This window comes from Microcoleus sp. D3_18_C2 (genome assembly GCF_036702395.1).
Lineage (GTDB): Bacteria > Cyanobacteriota > Cyanobacteriia > Cyanobacteriales > Microcoleaceae > Microcoleus.
This window is the reverse complement of sequence record NZ_JAUBTG010000007.1, coordinates 106,373-132,483: the sequence shown is the minus strand read 5'-3', so window position 1 is coordinate 132,483 and position 26,111 is coordinate 106,373. Positions and strand designations below refer to the sequence as shown.

The following is a 26,111-nucleotide window of genomic DNA, read 5'->3' as shown; positions in this document are numbered from 1 at the left end:
AAACAAATAATTTCCTATCCCAAGCCTGAGAGGTGAGAACCGAGGGAAAACCCAGAGGGGGCAATTGTTTGAGATAATGGAGAAGTCATAAAAAAGCGGGTGACTTTTGGAACGACCCCACAAAAAATGCTAAAGACATTATACCAAAAGTTATTAAGCATCCACTTGAGCGAGAGTCAACCACCCATCTTATAACTCTTAGTTCAGATGCTTCAAAGCCATCGACAACTCCGATGATCGAGATGAGCTAACATTTTTCCACAACCGATTCAATACAATAGTCGCGTCCGAAGTCTCCAGCTATTTCTTAATCTCCCCCAGCTTTCGACGCAGTGGCTGTGGTTTCCTATAACCCAAGCGGCTTTAAAGTCTGAATTTAGAGACCAAAGATTTAATATAGCACAACGGAGAAACAGTTCATAATTAACCTTAAAAACTAAAAAATATGTAGAATTTGCTCTCAACAGAACTCAATGGCGAGATCGAAATCTGCTGATAGTCACGATAATTTTTGGGAGTCAATCGATTTTAGATTTTAGATTTTAGATTAAAGAATTGACTTGCGCGAGATAAATGCTCTTTCTTGAGGATTTTCGATTTTCGATTTTGGATTGATTCCACGGATAAATCCGGGGGCTTGATACCACCTTTGAAATTCGTGGTCACGCTTTGCCAATATATTGGCAGTGAATGTCGAAATTGTCGAGGAGTTATTTCCCTGAAAAAAACTGGTAACGATCCCGATTTTGACACTTGAAAATCCTTATCCTGTCGTAGTAACCGGAGACCTAGAGTTTCATAGCGGGAAGCTCGCAAACTGTCTCATGACCGAAAGCATCCAGGATACAAGCCCCCGGATTCATCCGTGGAGAAATAAAAAACCTGTAAGCTGTTGCGGCATTTAAATTGTATGTCAAAAAATAATCAAACTATTGTGGGGAGTAGGGGCCCTAGCGTCCCGCCCGCCCTGAACCTACAATTTAAATGCGCGACAGCTTATCCGATAAACTTGCCCCCGAATTTATCCGTGGGGTCCATGCTTCAATCTAAAATCTAAAATCTAAAATCTAAAATCTAAAATCTAAAATCGATAGACTAAGGGTTAAGACCTAGCTTTGAATCAAGAAAAGAGTGTTTCTGTCGCGACTTCTGACCAGTCTAGCCAGCTTTTTACAAAACAATAATTTAAATCGAAATAATCTCATTTATTCAAAAATATAACCATTCATATATCTGCATTTGTTATTGACTACAATTAAAGTTATAATTAAAAATTTTGATTCAAATAGTAATTAAAATTTAAAATCAACTGATTTATTTTCAATATTTAAGCAAAACTATGAACTTGTTTAATCGCTATTTAGCACAACTTGATGATTATAAAATAGTAAAATAGAGGCTCTTATTCGGAAGAAAAGTTCGGTAACTTCACCCGATTTTTAGCTGGAGTTTTGTAGATTAGTTCTGCTTAGTGGCTAGCGACTATCGCCGGGAAGGAGTTCCAATATAACCACTTCGTAGCTTAGCTCGATCGCTCGGAAAAAACCCCTAATAATTTTCCCCATCACAGTATTTTTGGCCTCGGATTATCTGGTTGTGCTTGGAGTCAGTCCCTAGTTTTATGGCGAGATCAGATGTTAGCACTGATAGCCCTAAAGCCCCATAAAGCTCAGAACTTTCGCCAAGGACTAAATGCTCTATCCCTTTTACAGCAATCGGTCTAGCTCTCTTGTCACCCTCTCCGCAAAGTCTCATTCTTCAGGTTTAGCCATTTTGCCTGTTAATGTGTAGCGCATCGCCTTAAGTTTTACCCCATCTTTACTCCCTAAATATTTAAAACTCCTTAACTAAATCGAAGCCAAATTTACTCACACTATTGACATAATTTTGCCAAGTTTTTATTAAAAATAATTAAATACCTAGGTCGGTAGGAACACAAATATCGGCAGAACTAATTACATCTGAAGATAGAGGAACCCTCAATCAAACACCGCTAATCTATAAATTTATGAGAGATAAAAAACTACTTAAAAATTTATTAATCTAAGAAATGTTTAAGTAGTTATTAATGTAAAAAAGGAGATTTATGGTAATAAGCATTATTGTCCACGGTGGAGCAAAAACCATCACAGAAGAGAAAGTTGCAGCCAACAATGCAGGCTGTACCGCAGCAGCAGAAGCTGGTTGGGCAGTGCTCGCAAGCGGGGGTACCGCAGCAGAAGCTGTTGAGGCAGCTATCCGGGTTCTGGAAGCTGATCAGACATTTAACGCAGGCTTTGGATCGGTTCTCAACAATCAGGGAGAGGTAGAGCTAGACGCAGCGATGATGGAAGGCCGTTCATTAGCTTGGGGAGCGATCGCAAATGTTCAAGGCGTGCGCCATCCCATCTCAGTGGCGCGAAAGATTATGGATAAAAAACCCATGTTCTTAGTAGCGGATCATGCAGAACATTTTGCTGCAGAAAGTGGAGCCGAGATGTGTACAAAAGAAGACTTAATCGCGGATGAGCAACAGGAAGAGTGGGAGGAGGAAAAAGAAGTTCTTGACCGCCCCAATACCGTTGGTTGTGTAGCTTTGGATAGTAGTGGCACCTTAGTTGCCGGTACCTCAACAGGCGGCACTATGAATAAGCCCGCCGGTCGCGTCGGCGACAGCGCCATTATTGGCTCAGGCTTGTTTGCTGAAAATGAACAGGGCGGTTGCTCGACCACAGGCGATGGCGAGTCCATTATGCCAGTAGTTCTAGCTAAGAGGGCGATCGACATTCTAGCGTCCGGCAAGCACCCAGACGAAGCAGCGCAGATGGCCATTGAGACTCTGGCATCTAAGGTGGCAGGAGAAGCTGGGTGCGTCATCATAGACCCTCAAGGGCGGGTTGGCTGGGCGCATAATTCAACGGACATGGCTTGTGCTTATAGAACCTCAGAAATGGACAAGGTGGCTGCGTTCACTAAGAAAAAACAACTCGCCCATCGTTGAAATTATTGAGGTTAAAGTCTCTCTAGTTGGAGAGAGTTAAAATTCCGCAACTAATCTCTTTTTTCCTAGTTATTAAGTAGCTTGACATCAATTAATATCCCGGTCGGGGTGGGTTTTTGAGATTGTCAATTATGGGCAGATATTGTTGGTGAACCCACCCCTACAAAAATCGCGGTCGCTCGACCGGACATGATGTCAGTTGGTAGTTCCATTGCCTTCCAGGCTTGAAACCCTTATTCTACGGTTGGTAATCAAAAACAGTCCGAAGTATTGATCGATAAACACTTTGTCAATTTGTAGGGCGGGCATTGCCCACCCTACTTTTAATTATGTCGAGCTACTTAGTGGCAGGGAAAACAGTTCAATTCAAACTCGACTTGGATGTTTCTATGAACTCAACATACGACTTTCCTTACTTTCAAGGCAACTCTCTTTCCGATTTGTTTGCTCCAGACATCACAGATGCACGTTATGCGTTCATCCTAAATTACCCTGCCACCGCCAGTTGGGCTGCTTATCCCAACAGGAAAAAATACTTTATTCAAGACGGCAGCAGTGAAGCCACCAAAACTTCTTTCGACAAGATTGGTCAGAAGGAACCTTGGAAAAATCTGGCAGTGTTAGGTGATGCCATCCCAGGGATTGTAATTAATGAGCCGCCGAAGTCGCTGATTGACTATTGGCGGGAGCATTTGGGCTTCAGCAACAGCAGTATGGAGATGATAGACTGCTCAACTTATCTCGAAGATATCAGCATGAGCGATCGCTTTGACAAACTCCTGACTCTATTTCCCTTCGACAATCTCAAACCCGAAAAACACGCCGTTCATCCCGACATCCACTACCACTTACTCAGCAAAGCAACGCTAGCAGAATTAGGCGTGCAATGTCCGAAATACGAAACCTACAATCTGCACGAAGTCAATCTCGAAAGCATTCAGTTACCAGAGCAATTCCCCTACTTGATTAAAACATCTCACGGACTTTCTGGAGAAGGCACTTATATTATCAAAAGCGCCAGCGATATGAACTACTGCTTGCAGGAAGTGAGGAAATATCTCGATATTAAGTTGCTGGATACGATTATTGTCTCGGAATTCGTCAAGAATGAAGTGCAGAACTATTGCGTGCAGTTTTATGTAAGCAAAACGGGAAATATCACGCTTATCGGCACTACCGGCCAACTTGTCACTCCAGAGGGCAACTATTTAGGGGGACTGATTCACTACCGCGAAACCGACATGAGTAGGTTTTTTGAGATGATTGCCGCTATTGGTAAATATGCTCATCAACAGGGTTATTTCGGCGTTATTGGCTTCGACGTGCTGGAAGACTCGGAGGGACTGTTGTATGCTATTGATGCCAATTTCCGAGTTAATGGCTCGACTCCGCTTTGCTTACAGCGCCATACCTTACTGGGGCGGGGAAAGGAGGTGGCTAAATATTCCAGTGATTGGCGAATGGATGGGACTTTGGAGTCGATTCTTGTCACGCTGAAACCAGAACTCGATCGCAAGGACTTGATAATCCTGTCAGCTTTAGAGAAGGTTAAATACGGGAAAATCTACACGGAAATTTACGGGATAGTTGCGGGTGAGGATATGAAGGAAATGCAGCACATCGAGGAGAATTTGCACAGTAAGGGATTGCAGCAATAGGGTTAATATCTACTCTACCGATTGCAGCGGTTATGCGGTTTTCCCCCTCATCTCGCCCGCATGGTTCGGTGATATCGGGAAACGGGTCATCAAAAATCAAAATTGAATGTTCCACAGCTTTGAAGTAACCGAAAGCATCGAGGATACAAGCCCCCGGATTCATCCGTGGAGAAATAAAAAACCTGTAAGCTGTTGCGGCATTTAAATTGTATGTCAAAAAATAATCAAACTATTGTGGGGAGTAGGGGCCCTAGCGTCCCGCCCGCCCTGAACCTACAATTTAAATGCGCGACAGCTTATCCGATAAACTTGCCCCCGAATTTATCCGTGGGGTCCATGCTTCAATCTAAAATCTAAAATCTAAAATCTAAAATCTAAAATCGATAGACCGGATTCATGGGTTCGGCAAGATAATACCACAGTTCGCGAATATCCTCAACTAAATAACACTTTGAGTTAGGGGAATTTCGATCCAAAACTCTGTTCTTTCTCCGGGTTCTGATGTACACCACAGTTTCCCTTTATGCTTTTGGATCACAATTTGATAACTTATAGACATCCCCATTCCCGTACCTTTTCCTACCGGTTTGGTTGTAAAGAATGGGTCGAATAGCCGTTTTTTGACTTCCTCTGTGATGCCACACCCATTATCAGCAATACAAATTCTGACCAATTCTGAGTTATACAGACTCGTACTAATCCGAATTGTCTTTTTCTCCACCCGATGCTCATCTAAAGCATCCAGAGCATTTGTCAGAATATTCATAAATACCTGGTTAAGCTGTCCTGCATAACACTCGATCGGTGGCAGATTACCGTACTCTTTGATCACTTCAATCTCTGGATGTGTGTGTCTGGGCTTGAGACGATTTTGCAGAATCATCAGGGTGCTTTCAATGCCTTCATGGATATCGACAGCTTTGAAATCTGCTTCGTCCAATCGAGAAAAATTCCGTAGAGATTTAACAATATCGCGGATACGTTCTGAACCTACTTTCATAGAGTTGAGCAGTTTTGATAAGTCTTCGCTCAAAAATTCGATCTCAATATCTTCCGACTTGGCTTGAATCTCCGATACCGGCTGGGGATAATACTTTTGATAAAGCTGTACTAGCTCTAGTAAATCTTGGGTATATTGGCTAAGATGAGATAAATTACCGTGAATAAAATTCGCGGGATTATTCACTTCATGGGCAATCCCGGCTACCAGTTGCCCCAGAGATGACATTTTCTCACTTTGGATGAGTTGGGCTTGAGTCTCCCGTAGTTCTTGAGTGCGTTCTTCTACTTTTTGTTCAAGGGTGTGGTAAGAGTTCTTTAATTCGTGACTCATTTGATTAAAAGATACTGATAAACTTACCAATTCCTCTACGAGAGTGTCGGGAACATTTTGCTCGAAATTTCCACTGGCGATCGCCTGACTGGCTTGACTCAATCGCCGAATAGGTTTAGCTATCCATTGTGAAGTGATAATTGCTAATCCTGTTGCGATTACCAGTGATAACAGACAAAGGATAATCGTCGTATTTCTATTATAATTTATTTGCTCCATAAAATCAGATTCAGGCACGACGAGTACAATTAGCCAATCGATGCCTCTACCATCATTCAGCGGTAGCAACTGAACAAACTGCCGCTCACTTTTGAGGGTAAATTCTAACTGTTCTGATTTATGAATTTGGTCAAAGTTACCAAAATATTTCAGCAAATATTTGGCTGTCTCCCGCACAAATGGTTCCCTACTTTCCACGGCGTCAATCATTTTCTGAGCTTTACCTTGTCCTTTGATTAGTGGCTCTGTTGTGGAACTAGAAATCATTGAACCCGATCGCTCCATCACAAAAGCCTTACCTGTTTTACCAATAGACAAACTTCCCAGAAATTCCCTTAAATTTTCTGAGAGGACAACAAGAGTGGCACAGACACCCAGAAGTTTACCTTCTGAGTCATAGACAGGTTCGCTGGCAGTAATTGCAGGCTTACCATTGTTGACAATATTCACAAAAATATTGCTCCAAGTAGGCCTCCCTGCTTTCACAGCAGAAAGATACCAGGGGCGTTGGCGAGGATCGTAAGGGGCGTTTACCTTTTCTAGGAATTTTTGCCGATCGCCCCAATTATTCATTTCATAAAAATAAAAATTATAGTTTGTTTCTTGATTACTCGCAGTCATCGCGATTTTTGACTCTCGACGAGTCGCACCCAGATAATATCCTTGAGCATCGCCACAATAGGATGAAAAAACAAAAGGGGATATCTGCACTTGGGTTAAAAATTGCTTAGCGTTGCGGCCATTCACCATGTCCATGTGGCCCTGTGCAAAAGCGGCTGAATTCACACGATTGATATCATGAGGTTTGTTGATATATTGCTTGAGTTCTCCTTCAATGCGTGCTATTAGTTCCTGACGAAGTTGAGCCGCCACATCGTTAACCGCTTTTTGTCCATTGCGTAAGGAAAGCCAACCTGTTAAGCTCACTGCTGTAAAGATTTGTAGAACAAATGGAACAACAAGAACACCGCGCAGAGGAATTTTTAGGCACTTCGCAGTTGGAGGCATAGATGATAATGCTTAGCCATTGGTTCTTTGTCTATCATAATATCAATTCATCAAATGAGCCTGAAGCGGAGCTATCCCGATCGTGAATCGCTCTTTTTGTAGCCCCGTTACTTTGCGGTTAAAAGCGATCGCTTACTGGAAGTTTTTTATTTATTCGTTGGTCGGTAAATTGACAAAAAGCATATATTTGATAGGTCGTTAATTTTTACATTCAACTAACCAATGATATTATACCAAATCTGGGCTACCAAGAAATTGGGTCTAAAGCCCCGTCATAAGCTTGACGGCTTTAATTAATTATCAACTTTTGTTAAGTGTTTTCTTGAACATTCTTGCATTGTGTTCATTGTAGAGTACAATAACTATACTACAGGTAGAATAACCGCCGATACATAAGAGACACCACGCTCAAACGACTGGTCGGAAAACAATAATGGTTAGTGGGTGGCGAAAACCACGAAAAACATAGCTGGGCTAACTAATGTAAGCCAAAATCAGAGACTAAACTTTTTATTTCTAAAATGTACTGTGTGCCCCACAGAAACAAGAGAAGCAATTCTCGAAAGCTTGGGGAGACAAACCCTCGCGAGGCTATCTAAATTAAGCTCGATATTTGGTTCTTTTGAACGGATACCTGGTTTAAACACTGCCGCAAGGATAGATAGTTTTAAGGTATGTCGCAGAACCAAGAATCCCCTCGCCTTCAGGCAGGGGAGTGTCAATAAACATCAAGGGGGTACGATACCCGGATTTGGTATTAATAGCTATCTTGGTTTATGTAAATGCAATAGTCGATCGCATGGGAGCATCTCAGTTTTGTAAAAAGCATTTTTTTTATTGTAGTGCGAGCGGGGACGCTCGCACTGTAAATGCAAAACTGAGATGCTCCCGATCGCATTTACCAGCCTACTTACTTCGCCCGCACCACCAACACCGAACAAGGAGCCTCAGCCACAACCTCCGCACTCACCGAACCCTCCAAAATCCGCTTTAAACCAGTCAAACCCCGACAGCCGATCGCAATTAAATCCGCCTTATAGATATGAGCCAAACGGACAATTTCTTCTGCAGGTTGTCCCGATACAATTTCCAATTCACTCTGGCAAGGCAACTTTTCCTGATAAGATTGCAGCAACTTCTCTACCTCTCGGTAAGCAATCTCATCTCCCTGAGCGTGAGGTCGATCGACAACCGCGTCAAAATCCGACCTACCAGAACTCACAACATGAACTAGAATCACCTTGGCCGTCGATTCTAGCTGAAATTGTCCTACAACTTGCAAAACCCGTTCTGCAAGCTCTGAATTGTCGATCGCTACCAAAACAGTATTCAATACCATGCACCTTTAAATTTCCGATATTTAGACTTTAAATTTTTCGATGATTCTCGCCTACTGTCCACAATTTCGCGCTTCCCACCAACATAATTATTACCTACCCATAAACCCGGTTTCTTAACATAATTGCGTCTTTTCAGCAAGATTCTTGAAGAAACCGGGTTTCTTAAACCCGCAGTGCGTAAGTAAGTAGGTGCAAATAAACTGGGTCGATTGTCACAGAATGTAAAGCTACCATAATCGCAAGAGAATTGCTTCCTTTCATTGCATTTCAATCGCTTTTGACTACCTATGTATTTTGCCGATCGCCCATCTCAAATTTACCATCTAAAACTCACCCTTTCCCTCATTTTCAGTCCGCAGCCGCACCGAATCAGCGTGAGAAGGAAGCCCCTCTGCTTCGGCCAAAACATTAATCGCCCTACTCACCTTCTTAAGTGCAGCCGGCGAATATTGAATCAAACTCGAATGCTTCATAAAAGTTTCGACACCCAGCGGCGACGCATAGCGCGGAGCCCCAGAAGTCGGCAAAGTGTGATTCGGGCCAGCCAAATAATCACCTACAGCTTCCGGCGTCGAGCATCCCAAGAAAATCGCCCCAGCGTGGCGAATTTGGTCGAGCAAAGCCCAAGGATCTGCAACTTGCAATTCCAAGTGTTCGGGCGCAAACTCGTTAGAGAGTTCCGCCGCCGCTTTGAGCGAGTCAACTACCACGACTAAACCATAGTTGACGATCGCCTTTTCTGTTAAAGTTCGGCGCGGGTGATTTGCCAACTGTCTGTCTACCTCAGCCACCACCTTCCTAGCCAGCACCGAATCCGCCGTCAGCAAAATTGCCGACGCCATCGAATCGTGCTCAGCTTGAGCCAACATATCCGCAGCCACGTGTACAGGATTCGCCGAACCATCCGCAATAATCAACACCTCCGACGGGCCAGCCAGAGAATCGATCCCCACAGTCCCGTAAACCAGTTTTTTAGCCAGGGTGACGTAAATATTCCCCGGCCCAGTAATTAAATCCACCTTCGGAATAGTTTCCGTACCGTAGGCTAAAGCTGCGATCGCCTGCGCCCCGCCTACCCGATAAATCTCATCAACTCCCGCTTCCTGAGCCGCTACCAGCACCGCAGGATTCATTTTCTTCTCCTGTCCGGGGGGAGTACACATCACCAGTCTCGGCACCTTGGCGACCTTCGCAGGAACCGCATTCATGATCACCGAGCTTGGATAGGACGCCTGACCGCCAGGAATGTAGATTCCCGCTCGATCGACCGGCGTGTAGCGCTTGCCCAAAACAATCTCGTCATCACCAAACTGCACCCAAGACTTGGGTACGCGCTGTCGGTGAAACGCCTCTACCTGTTTGCAAGCTGTGCGGATTGCATTTAATAATTCTTTAGACACCTGCTGATAAGCAGCATCCAATTCGGCGCCACTCACCCGTAAATCTTCCACATTTAGGGTCATGCGGTCAAATTCAGCAGTGTAGTGCAGCACAGCCTGATCGCCTCTGCGCCTTACAGCTTGCAGCACCTCCCGCACGGTGGCTTCTTTGTGAACGACAAGTTCGTCATGGGTGCGATCGCAGATCCGTCGCAGTTCAGCTTGTGCCTCAACCCACTGAGTAATGATTCGCAGCATGGAGATTAGGAATGCCGTCTATAACTTCACTAACATTTGCTTGACAATTTGGGATTTTTGTGGCTATCTCCTAGAGAAGTAGGTCACCACCAGTCCACAAGCTTAAACCGCGAGAGTCGCGGCATTTTCCAAGGCTTCAGTGCAGCATTTAAATCTCTGTCGAGGATTTTGCAACACTGAGGACAAGTCACAACCTTCTCTCTTGAATTGCCCGCCAGAGAACCGGTTGCGGAGGGAGAGGGTGGGAACGCAGAGGGGAGAGTGTCCGACCCCGATAATATCCGAGAGGGAGAGTGTTCGAGGGGGAGAATTTTGATTCTGCCTTCTACCTTCTACCTTCAGATCCGGCTGTCTTCTACCTTCTACCTTCAGCTTTTTACCTTCTACCTTCGGTAAGTGCTTCTTGCCGAAGCCCAAATAACCCGTATTCTTTCTTATAGCTTAACTTGGATTTTTCAGAGAATTGGATTTTCAGCAAAATAGGTGCTATATTAGTTTTTCCAACACCTGATAATTTTTTTATAAAAAAACGCCAAATTATTGTATACTTGAAAATTGCGCGCAAGAAACCGTGACTTTAACTCGTGACGGTGGAAACACCGCAAAACGCCTCTGTAAAACCCGTGTCATACCTTTGGGTATTGTCAGGGGTAAAGAACAGGCAGTTAAATGAGTCAATAAAAAATTATTGCGCGGGCGTCGCCAAAAAGTAGCCACAGACTCAGCTCAATCTGAAGCTCAATCTGAAGCTCAATTTGAAGCTCAATCTGAGCAAATGGAGAGTGGCTTTCTCACTCCGCCCTTAAAAATCAAGCTTTTTGCGGATTGCTCCCGAAAAGGTTGTCCTTCAAAATCCCCCTGTCTTGGGACTGTCTTGAGACTAGGGTGTATCAATGAATACCTACTTCCAGCAACTGAACTATGGCAAATATTAAGTCCGCCGTCAAACGAGTCAAAATCGCCGAACGTAACCGCTTGTACAACAAATCTTACAAGTCAGCGGTCAAAACTTTGATGAAGAAGTATTTCGCTGCGGTAGACAAGTACGCCGCAGCTCCGAGCCCGGAATTAATGCAAGAAGTCCAGCAGCGAATGTCTGAGGCATACAGCAAAATTGACAAAGCTGTCAAAAAAGGTGTACTCCACCGCAACAACGGCGCTCGCAAAAAGTCCCGCTTGGCAAGAACCCTCAAGCCACACGAAGCATCCTCGGTAGCATCTTAAGGAAGCAGAAAGTTCGGCAACGAAGCAGTGTACAAGATTGAAGGGATGGATGTTGAGGGAAGAAGTCAATCGATTTTCGATTTTCGATTTTCGATTTTCGATTTTCGATTGAAGCATTGACTTGCGCGAGATAAATACGTTCGGCAAGTTTCATCGGATACAGGTTTTTTATTTCTGGACGGATGAATCACGTGGCGGGTATCCTGGATGCGGGAATTGTCAAGCGTGAAGCAGGAAGAAGGAAGAAAGAAGACGGAAGATTTTTCCCACACACTCTCTCCCACTCCCACTCCCCGACTCTCTCACTCCCCCCTCGCCCTATCCCACCAAGACTCTCCCGTATCACCTCTAATCTGCTTCCCCCATGCAGCTCATCGACACTCACGTTCATATCAACTTTGAAATCTACAAATCTGAGTTAGAAGCCATTCGAGAACGCTGGCGCGAAGCTGGTGTAGTTCGGCTGGTTCATTCTTGTGTAGAGCCAGAAGAGTTTGCCGGCATTCAAGCAATCGCCAATCAGTTTGCAGAAGTCTCGTTTGCGGTTGGACTTCACCCCCTAGATGCGGACAAGTGGAAAGACGAGACTGCGAGCCAGATTAGGGAATTAGCAAGTTCGGACTCTAGGGTAGTAGCGATCGGCGAAACCGGACTGGACTTTTATAAAGCTGACGATCGAGAACACCAGTTTAAAGTGTTTGAGGCACAGCTTGCAATCGCCCAGGAACTTGACAAACCAGTCATTATCCACTGTCGCGACGCCGCCGCCCCAATGGCCGAAATGCTGAGGAACTTTTGGCAAACACGCGGGCCCGTGCGCGGGGTCATGCACTGCTGGGGAGGCACACCCGAAGAAACCCAGTGGTTTTTAGACCTAGGTTTCTACATTAGTTTTAGCGGAACAGTCACCTTTAAAAAAGCCTTGCAAATACAAGAATCAGCTTGTATGGTAAATAGCGATCGCATCCTAGTCGAGACAGATTGCCCTTTTCTCGCCCCCGTACCCCAGCGGGGAAAACGCAACGAACCAGCCTATGTCTACTACGTAGCCGAGCAAGTTGCTAAATTGAGAGGAGTTTCTCTCTTAACTTTGTCCCAGCAGACAACCGAAAATGCCTGTCAGCTATTCGGCTTTTCTGTTTAGTTATAGCAGAGCACAGAAAGGAGAAAAACAGGTTGATTTAGGAGCCAGCGATCGGGATAATCCCATTTCTATCCTGCCAGAAAAACCGGATTCATCCTTTATTGGAGATTCTTTTGGCGTTGCCTGTTGCGATCGGATTTGCGTCCTATAATAAAAAGAACCGACCGATCGGGCGTTGGCTTAGTATCCGATCCTGCGAGGTCGCCCAGGAACTACCAACACAACGCGAGTACGCTAAACTTCGGGATCGGTCAAAACTTCAGGCAATACCTCAAACTTACACACTCAAACTTACACATCAGAAGAAACTTGGAACCTCAGCAATTTGGCAATAGCTGTCAAGTCAATTTTAGGAGTCAAAAGTGTAGGGAATTCACCCCGGGATACCACGAGATCAGAGCTAAAAGCATCTCGATCGAAACTAAAATCCGCACAAAAATACTGCGAGCCCCAAGCAATAATAACCGTTGCAGCAGTTGGCAGGCGATCGAAAACATCATATAAATTCTCTCACACAATCCATCAAAAAAACGCAACAAGGTAAAAAAAACCCAGCCTTGGCGCCATGTAAAAAGCTAGAGCCACTGCGGAAAAAGGACACCCATGACCACTAAAGATTACACAGAATTCGCCTTCACCTTGCCCGATTTGATCGAAATCCAGCGGGCAAGTTTTCGCTGGTTTCTAGAAGCCGGGCTGATCGAAGAACTCGACAGCTTCTCCCCGATTACAGACTACACGGGCAAGCTGGAACTCCACTTCATGGGCAAAGACTTCAAACTCAAGCGCCCCAAATATGATGTGGACGAAGCCAAGCGCCGGGACAGCACCTACTCGGTGCAAATGTACGTCCCCACCCGCCTGATTAACAAAGAAACAGGGGAAATCAAAGAACAAGAAGTCTTCATCGGCGATTTACCCTTGATGACCGAGCGCGGCACATTCATCATCAACGGCGCGGAACGGGTGATTGTCAACCAAATCGTGCGTTCCCCCGGCGTGTACTACAAATCGGAAACCGACAAAAACGGTCGGCGTTCCTATAACGCCTCGCTCATCCCTAACCGGGGCGCGTGGCTCAAGTTCGAGACAGACAAAAACGATTTAGTCTGGGTCAGAATCGACAAAACCCGCAAACTATCGGCTCAGGTGCTGCTCAAAGCCCTCGGACTTACAGACGGCGAAATCTACGACTCACTCCGCCACCCGGAATACTTCCAAAAAACGATCGAGAAAGAAGGACAATTCGGCGAAGAAGAAGCTTTGATGGAGCTCTATCGCAAACTCCGTCCAGGCGAACCCCCCACCGTGGCGGGCGGCGAACAGCTCCTCAACTCGCGCTTTTTCGACCCCAAACGCTACGATTTGGGCCGAGTCGGCCGCTACAAACTCAACAAAAAATTGCGATTGACAGTCCCCGATACCACGCGGGTGCTGACATCGCAAGATATCTTGACCGCGATCGACTACTTAATTAACCTCGAATTCGACATCGGTTCCACCGACGACATCGACCACTTAGGCAACCGTCGCGTCCGCAGTGTCGGAGAACTGCTGCAAAACCAAGTCCGAGTCGGCCTCAACCGCTTAGAACGGATCATCCGCGAAAGAATGACCGTCTCGGATGCCGACTCCCTCAGCCCCGCCTCTCTGGTCAACCCCAAACCGCTGGTAGCAGCAATCAAGGAATTCTTCGGTTCCTCCCAGCTATCCCAGTTCATGGATCAAACCAACCCTCTGGCAGAACTGACTCACAAACGTCGGCTTTCCGCCTTGGGCCCTGGAGGTTTGACTCGCGAACGCGCCGGGTTTGCAGTACGGGACATTCACCCGTCCCACTACGGCCGGATTTGCCCGATCGAAACACCAGAAGGCCCCAACGCCGGTCTGATCGGTTCCTTAGCAACCCACGCCCGCGTCAACCCCTACGGCTTCATCGAAACTCCTTTTTATCCAGTAGAAAAAGGACGGGTGCTGCGCGACAAAGCCCCTGTTTACATGACAGCCGACGAAGAAGACGATTTGCGCGTCGCCCCCGGAGACATCAGCCTCGACGAAAACAACAACCTCTTGGGCGAAACCGTAGCCGTCCGCTACCGCCAAGAGTTTACTACCACCACTCCCATGCAGGTGGACTACATGGCGATTTCGCCCGTGCAAATCGTCTCCGTCGCGACATCGCTGATTCCGTTCTTGGAACACGACGACGCCAACCGAGCTCTGATGGGATCGAATATGCAGCGGCAAGCTGTGCCGCTACTGAAACCAGAACGGCCCCTCGTCGGTACGGGCTTGGAAGCTCAGGCGGCGCGAGATTCGGGGATGGTTGTGGTTTCCCGGATCGACGGCGAGGTGATATACATCGACGCTACCCGGATTATTGTCAAACCCCTGGCTGTAGATGCCGAATCGAATTCCAGCGAAGAACATTTCCTGATTAAGGAATACGACGATCTCAAAGTCAAACAGCCCTCGGTTTGGAAGCAAAAATATGCTGGCTGCATCGAACACGAACTGCAAAAATATCAGCGTTCTAACCAGGATACTTGTTTAAACCAGCGTCCGCTGATTTATGAGGGCGATCGCGTCGTAGCAGGTCAAGTGCTCGCCGATGGTTCCTCTACCGAAGGGGCAGAACTCGCTCTGGGCCACAACATCCTCGTAGCTTATATGCCTTGGGAAGGCTACAACTACGAAGACGCGATGCTAATTAGCGAGCGTTTGGTGTACGAAGATGTCTACACTTCGATCCACATTGAAAAATACGAAATCGAAGCCCGTCAAACTAAACTCGGCCCCGAAGAAATCACTCGTGAAATTCCTAACGTCGGCGAAGACGCGCTGCGCCAGCTAGACGAACAAGGAATTATCCGCAAAGGTGCTTGGGTAGAAGCCAGCGACATCCTAGTCGGCAAAGTCACCCCCAAAGGCGAATCCGACCAACCGCCGGAAGAAAAACTGCTGAGGGCAATCTTCGGCGAAAAAGCCCGCGACGTGCGCGACAATTCCCTCCGCGTCCCTAACGGCGAAAAAGGCCGCGTGGTGGACGTGCGGGTGTTTACCCGCGAACAGGGCGATGAACTGCCCCCCGGCGCCAACATGGTCGTCCGCGTCTACGTGGCTCAAAAGCGGAAGATTCAAGTCGGCGACAAAATGGCCGGCCGCCACGGAAATAAGGGTATTGTGTCCCGGATTCTGCCGATGGAGGATATGCCTTATTTGCCCGACGGGACTCCGGTTGACATAGTGCTCAATCCCTTGGGCGTACCGTCGCGGATGAACGTAGGTCAGATTTTTGAGTGCTTGCTGGGATGGGCGGGCGAAAATCTGTCGATGCGGTTCAAGATGGTGCCTTTTGATGAAATGCACGGGGCTGAAAAGTCGCGGGAAACCGTACACGGTAAGCTACAGGAGGCACGGGAAAAAACCGGTAAGCCTTGGGTGTTTAATGAAAAGCACCCCGGCAAGACTATTGTCTACGATGGCAGAACTGGGGAACCGTTCGATCGCCCGATCACAGTCGGCATCGCTTATATGCTGAAGCTGGTTCACTTGGTAGACGATAAGATCCACGCCCGTAGCACAGGCCCTTACTCGCTGGTAACGCAGCAGCCTTTGGGCGGCAAAGCGCAGCAGGGGGGTCAGCGGTTCGGAGAAATGGAAGTCTGGGCTCTGGAAGCGTTCGGCGCCGCTTATACTTTGCAAGAGTTGCTGACTGTCAAGTCGGACGATATGCAGGGGCGGAATGAAGCGCTGAATGCGATCGTCAAAGGCAAAGCTATCCCGCGCCCCGGTACGCCGGAATCTTTCAAGGTGCTGATGCGGGAGTTGCAGTCTTTGTGCTTGGATATTGCTGTGCACAAGGTGAATACGTCCGACGAGGGCAGCGAGCACGTTGAGGTGGATTTGATGGCAGATGCTGGGGGCAAGCGATCGCCCTCCCGGCCTACTTACGAATCGCTTTCTCGTGACGAACTTGACGAGGATTAGGGATTTTAGATTTTAGATTTTAGATTTTAGATTGAAGAATTGTTTGACAGCATTCAATCTTACATCTCACATCTAAAATCGAGAAGTCCCAATTAAAATGCCTCAGCAGTGGTACGAACACTGGTGAGGCGAATCAACGCTCTTAAGAGGAGAGACGCTGACATGACTATTGTAACAGTTGTCCCAGGAATAGAAGGAGAATTTGACCGGGCGACAGGCTGTATTAACTGGCAAGGGAGCAAGTTTGGCAACGGTTACGGGCGCAAGTGGCTCGATGGCAAAACGGTATTAGTCCACCGATTAGTCCTCGAATCAAAAATAGCAGGATTCCTTGGTTCCGGTTATTTTGCTTGCCACACCTGCGACAATCGAAGCTGCATCAACCCAGCACATCTCGTAGCGGGAACTGCGGCTGAAAATACCGGGCAGATGATGGGGCGCGATCGCAAAACTCCCAGACGCAAAAGTATTCCCGGTATTGGCATATTGTCGATCGCACAACTACGGGAAATTCAGACTAAATATTTATCTGGAACCATCAAGAACCACCTAGCAAAAGAGTATGGAGTACAACATGAAACTATTATTAAGATACTTCAGACAAATATTCCCGATAACTTCACTACAGTTTCACCCAATTTTTTAGGAGAAATTCAAGACAGCGGCTGCATCATTTTCTCAGGTGGAAAGGATGGTCAAGGTTATGGCAGATACTGGAAAAATGGGAAATTAAAATCAGTTACCCGTGCTGTTTTAGCCGAGAAATTAGGATATGAACTTCCGACTTCGATGGATGCTTGTCATACCTGCGACAATCCCAGTTGCATCAATCCAGAACACCTTTGGGCTGGTACTCGCACTCAAAATTTGTTAGATGCTTCTAAGAAAGGACGCACTCAAGGCAAAAGTCATCCTCTTTCCAATGCCAAATTAGATTGGGAAAAGGTGCGAGAAATTCGACAAAAGCTAGCAGCAGGAGAGAGGATGAAGGATGTAGCACAGGAATACAGTGTCGGCCGCAAAACCATACACGATATTAAATATCACGTCACTTGGAAAGAAGCAGGTCAACAGGTTCCACTTCCTCGCATGGGTGGACATCTCGATCGCAAATTTACTTTTGCTCAAGCTCTTGAAATCAGAGAACGAATTCAAGCCGGAGAATCCATTGCTAAAATTGCTCAGGAATTTGAGGTGTCCAGAAATGTCATTTCTGATATCAAAAGGAATGTCACATATAGAGGAGAATAAAATTGATTTAAGCCGCAAAACAAGCAAACAAAAAAGATAAATTACCACAAATAATCGACTGTAAATCATCAATTGGAGTCAAAATGGCTAAGATAGAACAACGCTTTGATTACGTCAAGATAGGGTTAGCTTCACCAGAAAGAATTCGACAGTGGGGAGAGAGAACTTTACCCAACGGTCAGATAACCGGCGAGGTGACAAAACCCGAAACAATTAATTATAGGACATTAAAACCTGAAATGGATGGCTTGTTTTGCGAGCGCATTTTTGGGCCTGCCAAAGATTGGGAATGTCATTGTGGGAAGTACAAACGAGTTCGCCATAGAGGCATTGTTTGCGAAAGATGCGGTGTTGAAGTCACTGAATCTCGCGTCCGCCGCCATCGCATGGGCTTTATCAAATTAGCAGCTCCAGTCGCTCACGTTTGGTATCTCAAAGGCATTCCGAGTTACATGGCAATTCTGTTAGATATGCCGCTGCGAGATGTCGAACAAATCGTGTATTTCAATGCCTACGTTGTCCTCAATGCAGGTAATGCAGAGAAGCTGCAATACAAGCAATTGCTTACAGAAGATGCTTGGCTGGAAATAGAAGACGAACTTTACAGCGAAGATTCCACACTCACAGGTGTAGAAGTAGGGATTGGTGCTGAAGCTTTGCAAGTTTTGCTGCAAAATATTCCGCTAGAAAGTGAAGCGGAAAAGTTGCGGGAAGATATTGCTAATGCTAAAGGTCAAAAACGGGCGAAGTTAATTAAACGCTTGCGGGTTATTGACAACTTCATCGCTACGGGATCTCAACCCGATTGGATGGTGCTCAATGTGATTCCGGTGATTCCCCCGGACTTGCGGCCGATGGTGCAGTTAGACGGCGGGCGTTTTGCAACCAGCGACCTCAACGACCTTTATCGGAGAGTCATCAACCGCAATAACCGCTTGGCGAGACTGCAAGAAATTCTGGCGCCGGAGATTATCATCCGCAACGAAAAGCGGATGCTACAAGAAGCTGTGGATGCGCTGATTGACAACGGTCGCCGGGGCCGGACTGTGGTGGGCGCAAACAACCGCCCGCTGAAGTCGCTGTCGGACATCATTGAAGGGAAACAAGGGCGCTTCCGGCAAAACTTGCTCGGGAAACGAGTTGATTACTCCGGGCGTTCGGTGATTGTGGTGGGGCCGAAACTGAAGATTCATCAGTGCGGTTTGCCGAGGGAAATGGCGATCGAACTTTTCCAGCCTTTCGTCATCCACCGCTTGATCCGCCAAGGATTGGTCAACAACATCAAAGCTGCCAAAAAACTGATCCAGCGCAACGATCCCAGCGTTTGGGACGTGCTTCAGGAGGTGATTGAAGGACACCCGGTCATGCTAAACCGGGCGCCGACCCTCCACCGTTTGGGGATTCAAGCCTTTGAGCCGATTTTGGTGGACGGGAGGGCAATTCAGCTTCACCCGCTAGTCTGTCCGGCTTTTAACGCTGACTTTGACGGCGACCAAATGGCCGTGCACGTGCCTTTGTCTTTGGAATCTCAGGCGGAAGCGCGCTTGCTGATGCTGGCTTCTAACAACATCATGTCGCCGGCAACCGGAAGACCGATCGTTACTCCTTCTCAAGATATGGTGCTCGGTTGCTATTACTTAACAGCCGAAAATCCTGACGCTCAAAAAGGAGCCGGTCACTATTTCTCCAACCTTACCGACGCGGTTGTAGCTTACGAACAAGGAGTCGTTGACTTGCACTCCTATGTGTGGGTGAGGTTTCAAGGCGCTATCGAAAACATAGAACCTGAAGGAGAACCACTGAAGGTAGAACGCTCTACCGACGGTATCGTGACGAAAGAATACAAGTTCCGCCGAGTTCGGGAAGACGGAGACGGCAAGGTGCTCAATCAGTTCATTCGCACTACTCCGGGCCGGATTATTTATCACCAAACTATTGAGTCGGTGATAAATAATTAGGAGGTAATGGGTAAGGGGTGGTGGGTAATTACTAATAAGTAATCGCTAATAAATAATGGTGATTTAAGTTAGGAAATTTACCCATTACTGCTTACTAATTACTAATCAATACGGTTGGGTTAATGTTGGGTGGGTGAAATGTTGGGTGGGTGAAATGTTGGGTTTCGTTCCTCAACCCAACCTACTTACTACTGCCCTCTGCCTCGCAGCAAGAGAGCCTCCTGCGTCAATACTCCAATTACCAATTACTACTACTACTACTACTACTACTCAGAAAAATGACAGAAAATAAGGAAATTGTTTTTCGCAATCGAGTTGTTGACAAAGGTCAGCTCAAAAAATTAATCTCTTGGTCTTTCATGCACTACGGAACGGCCCGTACAGCGCAAATGGCAGATAAACTCAAAGACTTGGGTTTCCGCTTTGCGACACGGGCCGGAGTTTCGATTAGCGTAGATGACTTGCAGGTGCCGCCATCAAAACGATCGCTCCTAGATGCAGCCGAAGAAGAAATCCGCATCACCGAACAAAAATACACCAGAGGCGAAATCACCGAAGTCGAACGGTTCCAAAAAGTAATCGACACCTGGAACAGCACCTCAGAAGACCTCAAAGACGAAGTAGTCAAAAACTTCCGAGCCACAGACCCCCTAAACTCCGTCTACATGATGGCCTTCTCCGGGGCGCGGGGAAACATTTCTCAAGTGCGGCAGCTAGTCGGAATGCGCGGATTGATGGCAGACCCGCAGGGGGAAATTATTGACTTGCCAATTAAAACCAACTTCCGCGAAGGACTCACCGTCACCGAATACATTATTTCTTCCTACGGCGCGCGCAAAGGCTTGGTAGATACAGCCTTGCGGACAGCAGACTCTGGCTATCTTACTCGCCGTTTGGTGGATGTGTCCCAGGATGTAATTGTGCGCGAAGTAGACTGCGGCACCCAGCGGGGAATTCGAGTCCGGCCGATGACGGACGGAGCAACAGTGCTGATTCCCCTCAAGGACAGGCTGCTAGGGCGCGTGTTGGCGAGGGATGCGGTGCACCCCAAAACCGGGGAAATCGTGACTTACGGCAGCGAAAAAGCCGTCCGAAATCAGCCAATTACCGATGAGTTGGCCACAGAAATTGGTAAAGCTGGGGTGGCAGAAGTGTATTTACGATCGCCCCTGACTTGTGAATCAACCAGATCGGTTTGTCAGCACTGCTATGGCTGGAGTCTAGCCCACTTGAAAATGGTGGACATGGGAGAAGCGATCGGGATTATTGCGGCTCAGTCGATCGGGGAACCGGGAACCCAGCTCACCATGCGTACCTTCCACACCGGCGGCGTATTCACCGGAGAAGTCGCCAAACAAGAACGCGCCCCCTTCCCCGGCGTAGTGAAATTCAAGAACCTGCGTACTCGCTCCTTCCGCACCAGACACGGCGAAGAAGCACTGGTAGCCGAAAACAACGGCAAACTCGTATTTGAAGGCGACGGATTTGAAGAAGGAAAATCCGGTGCCAAAAATCAAAAACTGAAAATCGAATTGGCGATCGTCCAGGGTTCTACTCTGATGGTCAAAGACGGACAGCGCGCCATTCCCGGTCAAGTTTTGGCAGAAGTGCCGATCGTCGGTCGCGCCGCCCGCAAAACTACGGAAAAAGTGACTACAGACGTAGCTTCCGACTTAGCCGGAGAAGCCAAATTTGCTGATTTGGTGCCAGAAGAAAAAACCGACCGCCAAGGGAACACAACCCGCACAGCCAGCAAAGGCGGGCTGATTTGGATTCTCTCAGGAGAAGTCTACAACTTACCCCCCGGCGCCGAACCAGCAGTGAAAAATGGCGATCGCATTCCAGCAGAAAGCGTGATTGCCGAAACTAAACTCGTCTCCGAACACGGTGGCGTAGTCCGCATCGCTGACCCCAGAGAAATCGAAATTATCACCGCCCAAGTCCTGCTCGACCAAGCAGTCGTGCGGGCCGAAAGTGCAGGCGGCCGCGACCACTACACGATCGAAACATCTTCCAAACAGCGGTTTTCCCTCAAGACAGCCCCAGGAAGCAAAGTCATCAACGGAGAAGTCGTCGCCGAACTGCTCGACGACAGCTACCGCACAGCTACAGGAGGCATCGTCAAGTACGGCGGAGTCGAAGTCCACAAGCGCGGCAAAGCTAAACTTGGCTACGAAGTCGTGAAGGGGGGGACTCTGCTCTGGATACCGGAAGAGTGCCACGAGGTCAATAAGGATATTTCTCTACTGCTGGTGGAAGATGGCCAGTACGTAGAGGCCGGTACAGAAGTCGTTAAGGATATTTTCTGCCAAACCAGCGGGGCAGTGGAAATCACTCAGAAAAATGACATCCTCCGGGAAATTGTGATCAAGCCGGGCACACTCCATGTAGTTGACCGCCCGCCGCTAACTTTCGGGGAAGGTCAAATCGTCAATGCCGGTCAAGAGATTTCCCCAGGCTTGATTGCCGAAGAGTTGGGCTATGCGGAGTATATCGAAACTCCCGAAGGCCCCGCTTTGCTGCTGCGGCCGGTGGTGGAGTTCCCGGTGCCGGATAAGCCACCAGTGCCTTCTCAGACGGCGCTGAATGAGTCGATCTCTTTGAAAGCAGTGCAGCGACTCCCTTATAAGGATGGGGAGCGCGTCAAATCTGTCGAGGGATTGGAACTGCTGCGGACTCAGCTTATTTTGGAAATTGGTTCGGGAGCTCCGCAACTGGCGGCGGATATCGAGCTGCTGCCGGATGAGGACGATGCTATGGCTTTTGGAGCCGACGGTTCGGGCCCGGCTTGGGGTTCGCCTGAAGACGTTAGTGCGTCGCAAGAGTTGGCCATGGCTGTGGCTGATGGGGGCGATCGAGTTTCCAAGACTTTCCGCTTGCAGCTAGTCATTTTGGAATCGCTAGTAATTCGGCGGGATGTGTCTGCTGATCCGACTCAGGGCAGCACTCACACGCGGCTGTTGGTGGAGGATGGGCAGTCGATCGCGCCCGGGGCAGTAGTCGCCCGCACAGAGATTCTCTGCAAAGAAGCGGGTATCGTGCGGGGCATCCGTGAGGGCCAGGGCGAACCAGTGCGCCGACTGTTGGTGATGCGAGATGCGGATTCTATTTCCATCTCTGTCGCCAGCACGCCGGATGTAAGTCCGGGTCAACTGCTGGTAGCTGGTACCGAAATAGCTCCAGGCGTCGTTCTCGAAGAATCCGGCCAAGTTGTGAAGGTTGTCCCTGCCTCAGAGACAGAACCGGCCAAACTCTTGCTCAGAATAGCTCGTCCTTACCGAGTTTCCGCCGGTGCCGTGCTGCACGTAGACGACGGCGACTTGGTGCAGCGGGGTGACAACTTGGTGATTCTGGTGTTTGAGCGGGCAAAGACTGGGGATATCATCCAAGGTTTGCCACGGATTGAGGAACTTCTGGAAGGACGGAAGCCCAAGGAAGCCTGTATTTTAGCCAAGCGGCCGGGGACGGCTCGCGTGGTTACGGATGACGACGTTGTGGAACTTGCGGTGATTGAGGATGATGGCCGGATTGAGGAGTATCCTTTGTTGCCCGGTCAAAACCCGATCGTTTCCGACGGACAGCGCGTAGGCGTCGCCGAAGCTTTGACCGATGGGCCTGCTAACCCCCACGAAATTCTGGAGGTGTTCTTCCACGTGCTTAAGGAGCGGCAGTCTACTTTTGAGGCGGCTTTGGAGAGTTTCCAACAGGTGCAGACGTTTTTGGTGAATGAGGTGCAGTCGGTTTATCAGTCTCAGGGCGTGGATATTTCCGACAAGCACATCGAGGTAATCGTCCGCCAGATGACCAACAAAGTCAGGATGGAGGATGGTGGCGATACTACCATGCTCCCCGGCGAGTTGGTGGAGTTGCGGCAGGTTGAGCAGGTGAATGAGGCGATGTCAATTACTGGTGGAGCACCGGCGGATTATACTCCGGTGTTGCTGGGGATTACTAAGGCTTCGCTGAATACTGATAGCTTTATTTCCGCTGCTTCGTTCCAGGAGACTACGCGGGTGTTGACTGAGGCTGCGATCGAGGGTAAATCCGACTGGCTGCGGGGCCTGAAGGAAAATGTGATTATCGGCCGCCTGATTCCTGCGGGTACTGGGTTCAATGCCTATGAGGATGCTGGGGTGCAGGATGCGGGTTTTGATGGTGCTGTTTTTGATGACGATATCCACGATTTGCAGGAGGATGTGGTGCTTGACGATCGCACTGCGCGTCGTGCTTATACGATCGAGAGCGGTTATGAGATTGGGCGTCCGTCCGATCTTGAGCCTGATGAGGATTTTGAGGAAGTTGAGGTTGATGAGGACGATTTTGTCGCTGAGACTGAGGATGATGCTTTGGGCTCGGATGTTGATGATGAGGATGATATTGGTTTTGATTTTGATGAGGATGAGGATTAATCGCAGTTTTGAGGCTGCATGAAGTGAGTGAATGGTGTTGCGATCGCTGAGGATAATTTGGTTCCACGGGCGCCGCACACTTCGATTTCATGACTTGAAAAATCTCAAATTATCCTCACTAATTAACAGTCCGAACTCATAGCATTGTGCGATGAGACATCCAAAGGAAGAAGGAAGAAGAAAGATTCAGAGTTTAAACAAACTTTGTAAATAAGAGAGTTTTAATTGTTTGTTGGTTTAAACAAACAATTCTTTCTTCCTTCTTCCTTTTTCCTTTTTCCTTCTTATTCCTTTTTCATGTATGGTTCACTCAATCAGGTAGCAAAGCCTTGATTTGATTCACAAACTCTTGATGGTCTACCACAGGCTTAGAGATGTAACCGTCGGCACCGCTTTGATCTAGAAATGTTTCTTTATCACCAGCCATCGCGTGAGCAGTCACCAAAATAATCGGCAGCGAGGCTGTTTGCGGGTCAGCTTTGAGCAGTTGAGTAATCTTAATGCCGTCAACAGATTTGCCCTGGTACACGCTGCGGGAAAGAGACACATCCATTAAAATCAAATCAGCTTCGCCGTTGGCAGCAATCTGCATCACCTCTTCAACATTTTCCGTGTGTTTCACGGCTAAGCCCCCCCGCTTAGTCAGAATTTTGGAAAAAACCCGAGCATTAACCAAATCGTCCTCTACAATCAGAACGGTTTTCATAAATAAATATGGGAAGTATAGAAACTTTGTGACTTTAGTCCAAAGAGGAACACGACACGGGGACTACATTCCCCGTCAAAAATGCAGAGTTTTTAGCGCCATCAGCCGGGAACCCTGCAAAACCCGTATGTATATCCTTGAGCCACTAGCTGTCAGAGGGTTTACAGATGCCTAGAAGCATCCAGTACCATCATTTAGACTACTATACACAGACAGTTTAGTTCTTTTTTATAACTAGACCTGCTACTGGTGACAGTCTCAAGATTCTCAGGTAGCAGGTTTCTAGTACAATCCTGGACGCATGGACGACGCCTCGCAACCAGGTTTTTGCTAGTTTTGGCGGGCTATAACGAACTATTGCTATGAAAAAACCCGGTTTGTGACTACCCGTGAGTCCTGCACTTATAGTACCCTCTCTTTCGGTCAAGCCTCCAGCTTCTACCATTTTAGATTTTAGATTTTAGATTTTAGATTTTAGATTTTAGATTTTAGATTTTAGATTTTAGATTTTAGATTTTAGATGGGAACTGATTGACTGGATATCAGTTTGGATCACGGATATACAGTTTCACTATTTTTTGAACTGGTATTAGATTCGGGAATGTGTGATAATTATTTTCCTTCTTCCTGATTAGAATCAAGCCATGTTTATTCACATACTCCCGTCGCCACCGCATTCAAAGTAGCGAATCTAGCGGGGATTGTTGGAGATTTTTAATTCTCAGTTTTAACCCCTCAAAACGGCTGAAAATATCGACGCTTCCGTTCATCTAGTGGATGTCAGACTAGGAGATAGCGCCAGGAGAGCTTTTGACTGATGAATTATATTAATATGGCATTTTTGACACTCTCAGCGAGTCACGACCACGCTCTATGGTTGAATAAGCCCAAAAATGGGAGTTCACTCATCAGAAAAAATGGGTAGAAACCCCGTGCTTCTAGCACGGCTTTATATTTTTGATTTACTACCGCCTTGGGATTGGTTAACGGGAGTGTACTTTTGTATTGCACTTTCAACGGGACAATTACCGCTTCCAATCTTCCAATCCTGTACGCATAGTATTTTGCACGGGTTGTACCTCCCATGAATGGGGTAATGTTAGCTTCGACAATGTTTCGAGAGCTTGTTAGACCTGCAACACTGTTCCTGTTACCTTAGAACTGTTTAATTGCTTCGGACAGAGCAGGGGACTAGCTACGCATCCACAGGGTGTCGTGACTCTCAAAACGTAGGCAATTAAGCCTTAGTCTGGT

The 26,111-nt window shown here is 47.4% G+C and carries 13 protein-coding genes and 2 pseudogenes; 11 read left to right on the top strand and 4 right to left on the bottom strand.

All coding sequences use genetic code 11. The annotated features are described in order from the left end of the window. Window positions 1–126: 126 nt before the first annotated feature. The 4 genes and pseudogenes from QUA88_RS07480 to QUA88_RS07470 all read left to right on the top strand — a co-directional run. A pseudogene (locus QUA88_RS07480) lies at window positions 127–528 on the top strand (IS4 family transposase); the annotation flags it as partial. Window positions 529–1,472: 944 nt separating this feature from the next. Next, a pseudogene (locus QUA88_RS29475) lies at window positions 1,473–1,724 on the top strand (IS4 family transposase); the annotation flags it as partial. 362 nt (window positions 1,725–2,086) lie between these two features. Then, window positions 2,087–2,980, top strand: a complete 894-nt coding sequence (locus QUA88_RS07475; RefSeq protein ID WP_333208272.1) for an isoaspartyl peptidase/L-asparaginase family protein — start codon at window positions 2,087–2,089, stop codon at window positions 2,978–2,980. Window positions 2,981–3,309: 329 nt separating this feature from the next. After that, window positions 3,310–4,638, top strand: a complete 1,329-nt coding sequence (locus QUA88_RS07470; protein ID WP_333208271.1) for a carbamoylphosphate synthase large subunit — start codon at window positions 3,310–3,312, stop codon at window positions 4,636–4,638. Between the two features lie 439 nt (window positions 4,639–5,077). On the opposite strand, the gene QUA88_RS07465 is transcribed toward QUA88_RS07470, so the two are convergent. From QUA88_RS07465 to hisD, 3 genes are all read right to left on the bottom strand, one after another. Beyond that, entirely contained in the window at window positions 5,078–7,117 is a 2,040-nt protein-coding gene (locus QUA88_RS07465; protein WP_333054825.1) for an ATP-binding protein, read from the bottom strand. Between the two features lie 991 nt (window positions 7,118–8,108). Further along, entirely contained in the window at window positions 8,109–8,537 is a 429-nt protein-coding gene (locus tag QUA88_RS07460; RefSeq protein ID WP_333054823.1) for a universal stress protein, read from the bottom strand. 324 nt (window positions 8,538–8,861) lie between these two features. Next, on the bottom strand, window positions 8,862–10,175 hold the full coding sequence (gene hisD / locus QUA88_RS07455; RefSeq protein ID WP_333054821.1) for a histidinol dehydrogenase: 1,314 nt from the start codon (window positions 10,173–10,175) through the stop codon (window positions 8,862–8,864). A gap of 921 nt (window positions 10,176–11,096) precedes the next feature. On the opposite strand from hisD, the gene rpsT reads away from it, so the two are divergent. The 7 genes from rpsT (at window position 11,097) to QUA88_RS07420 (ending at window position 24,151) form a co-directional block, all read left to right on the top strand. Then, window positions 11,097–11,399, top strand: a complete 303-nt coding sequence (rpsT, locus tag QUA88_RS07450; RefSeq protein WP_333041544.1) for a 30S ribosomal protein S20 — start codon at window positions 11,097–11,099, stop codon at window positions 11,397–11,399. 364 nt (window positions 11,400–11,763) lie between these two features. After that, window positions 11,764–12,543, top strand: coding sequence for a TatD family hydrolase (locus tag QUA88_RS07445; RefSeq protein ID WP_333054820.1), 780 nt, complete (start codon window positions 11,764–11,766; stop codon window positions 12,541–12,543). After that, complete coding sequence (locus QUA88_RS07440) at window positions 12,512–12,694, top strand: hypothetical protein (RefSeq protein ID WP_333054818.1); 183 nt, start codon at window positions 12,512–12,514, stop codon at window positions 12,692–12,694. Before QUA88_RS07445 ends, QUA88_RS07440 begins: the two co-directional genes overlap by 32 nt. A gap of 452 nt (window positions 12,695–13,146) precedes the next feature. Further along, window positions 13,147–16,533, top strand: a complete 3,387-nt coding sequence (rpoB, locus tag QUA88_RS07435) for a DNA-directed RNA polymerase subunit beta (protein WP_333054817.1) — start codon at window positions 13,147–13,149, stop codon at window positions 16,531–16,533. 162 nt (window positions 16,534–16,695) lie between these two features. After that, on the top strand, window positions 16,696–17,784 hold the full coding sequence (locus QUA88_RS07430; RefSeq protein WP_333054816.1) for an HNH endonuclease: 1,089 nt from the start codon (window positions 16,696–16,698) through the stop codon (window positions 17,782–17,784). Window positions 17,785–17,867: 83 nt separating this feature from the next. Continuing rightward, window positions 17,868–19,742 carry a DNA-directed RNA polymerase subunit gamma gene (locus QUA88_RS07425; RefSeq protein ID WP_333054814.1) on the top strand — a complete coding sequence of 625 codons (1,875 nt, stop codon included), beginning with the start codon at window positions 17,868–17,870 and terminating at the stop codon, window positions 19,740–19,742. Window positions 19,743–20,020: 278 nt separating this feature from the next. Beyond that, the gene (locus tag QUA88_RS07420; RefSeq protein ID WP_333054813.1) at window positions 20,021–24,151 is read left to right on the top strand and encodes a DNA-directed RNA polymerase subunit beta''; all 4,131 of its coding nucleotides are present in this window, start codon (window positions 20,021–20,023) and stop codon (window positions 24,149–24,151) included. 310 nt (window positions 24,152–24,461) lie between these two features. Here QUA88_RS07420 and QUA88_RS07415 read toward each other — a convergent pair whose 3' ends face one another. Continuing rightward, a complete protein-coding gene (locus tag QUA88_RS07415; protein WP_006632892.1) occupies window positions 24,462–24,857 on the bottom strand; it encodes a response regulator in 396 nt (131 codons plus the stop codon). Window positions 24,858–26,111: the final 1,254 nt, after the last annotated feature.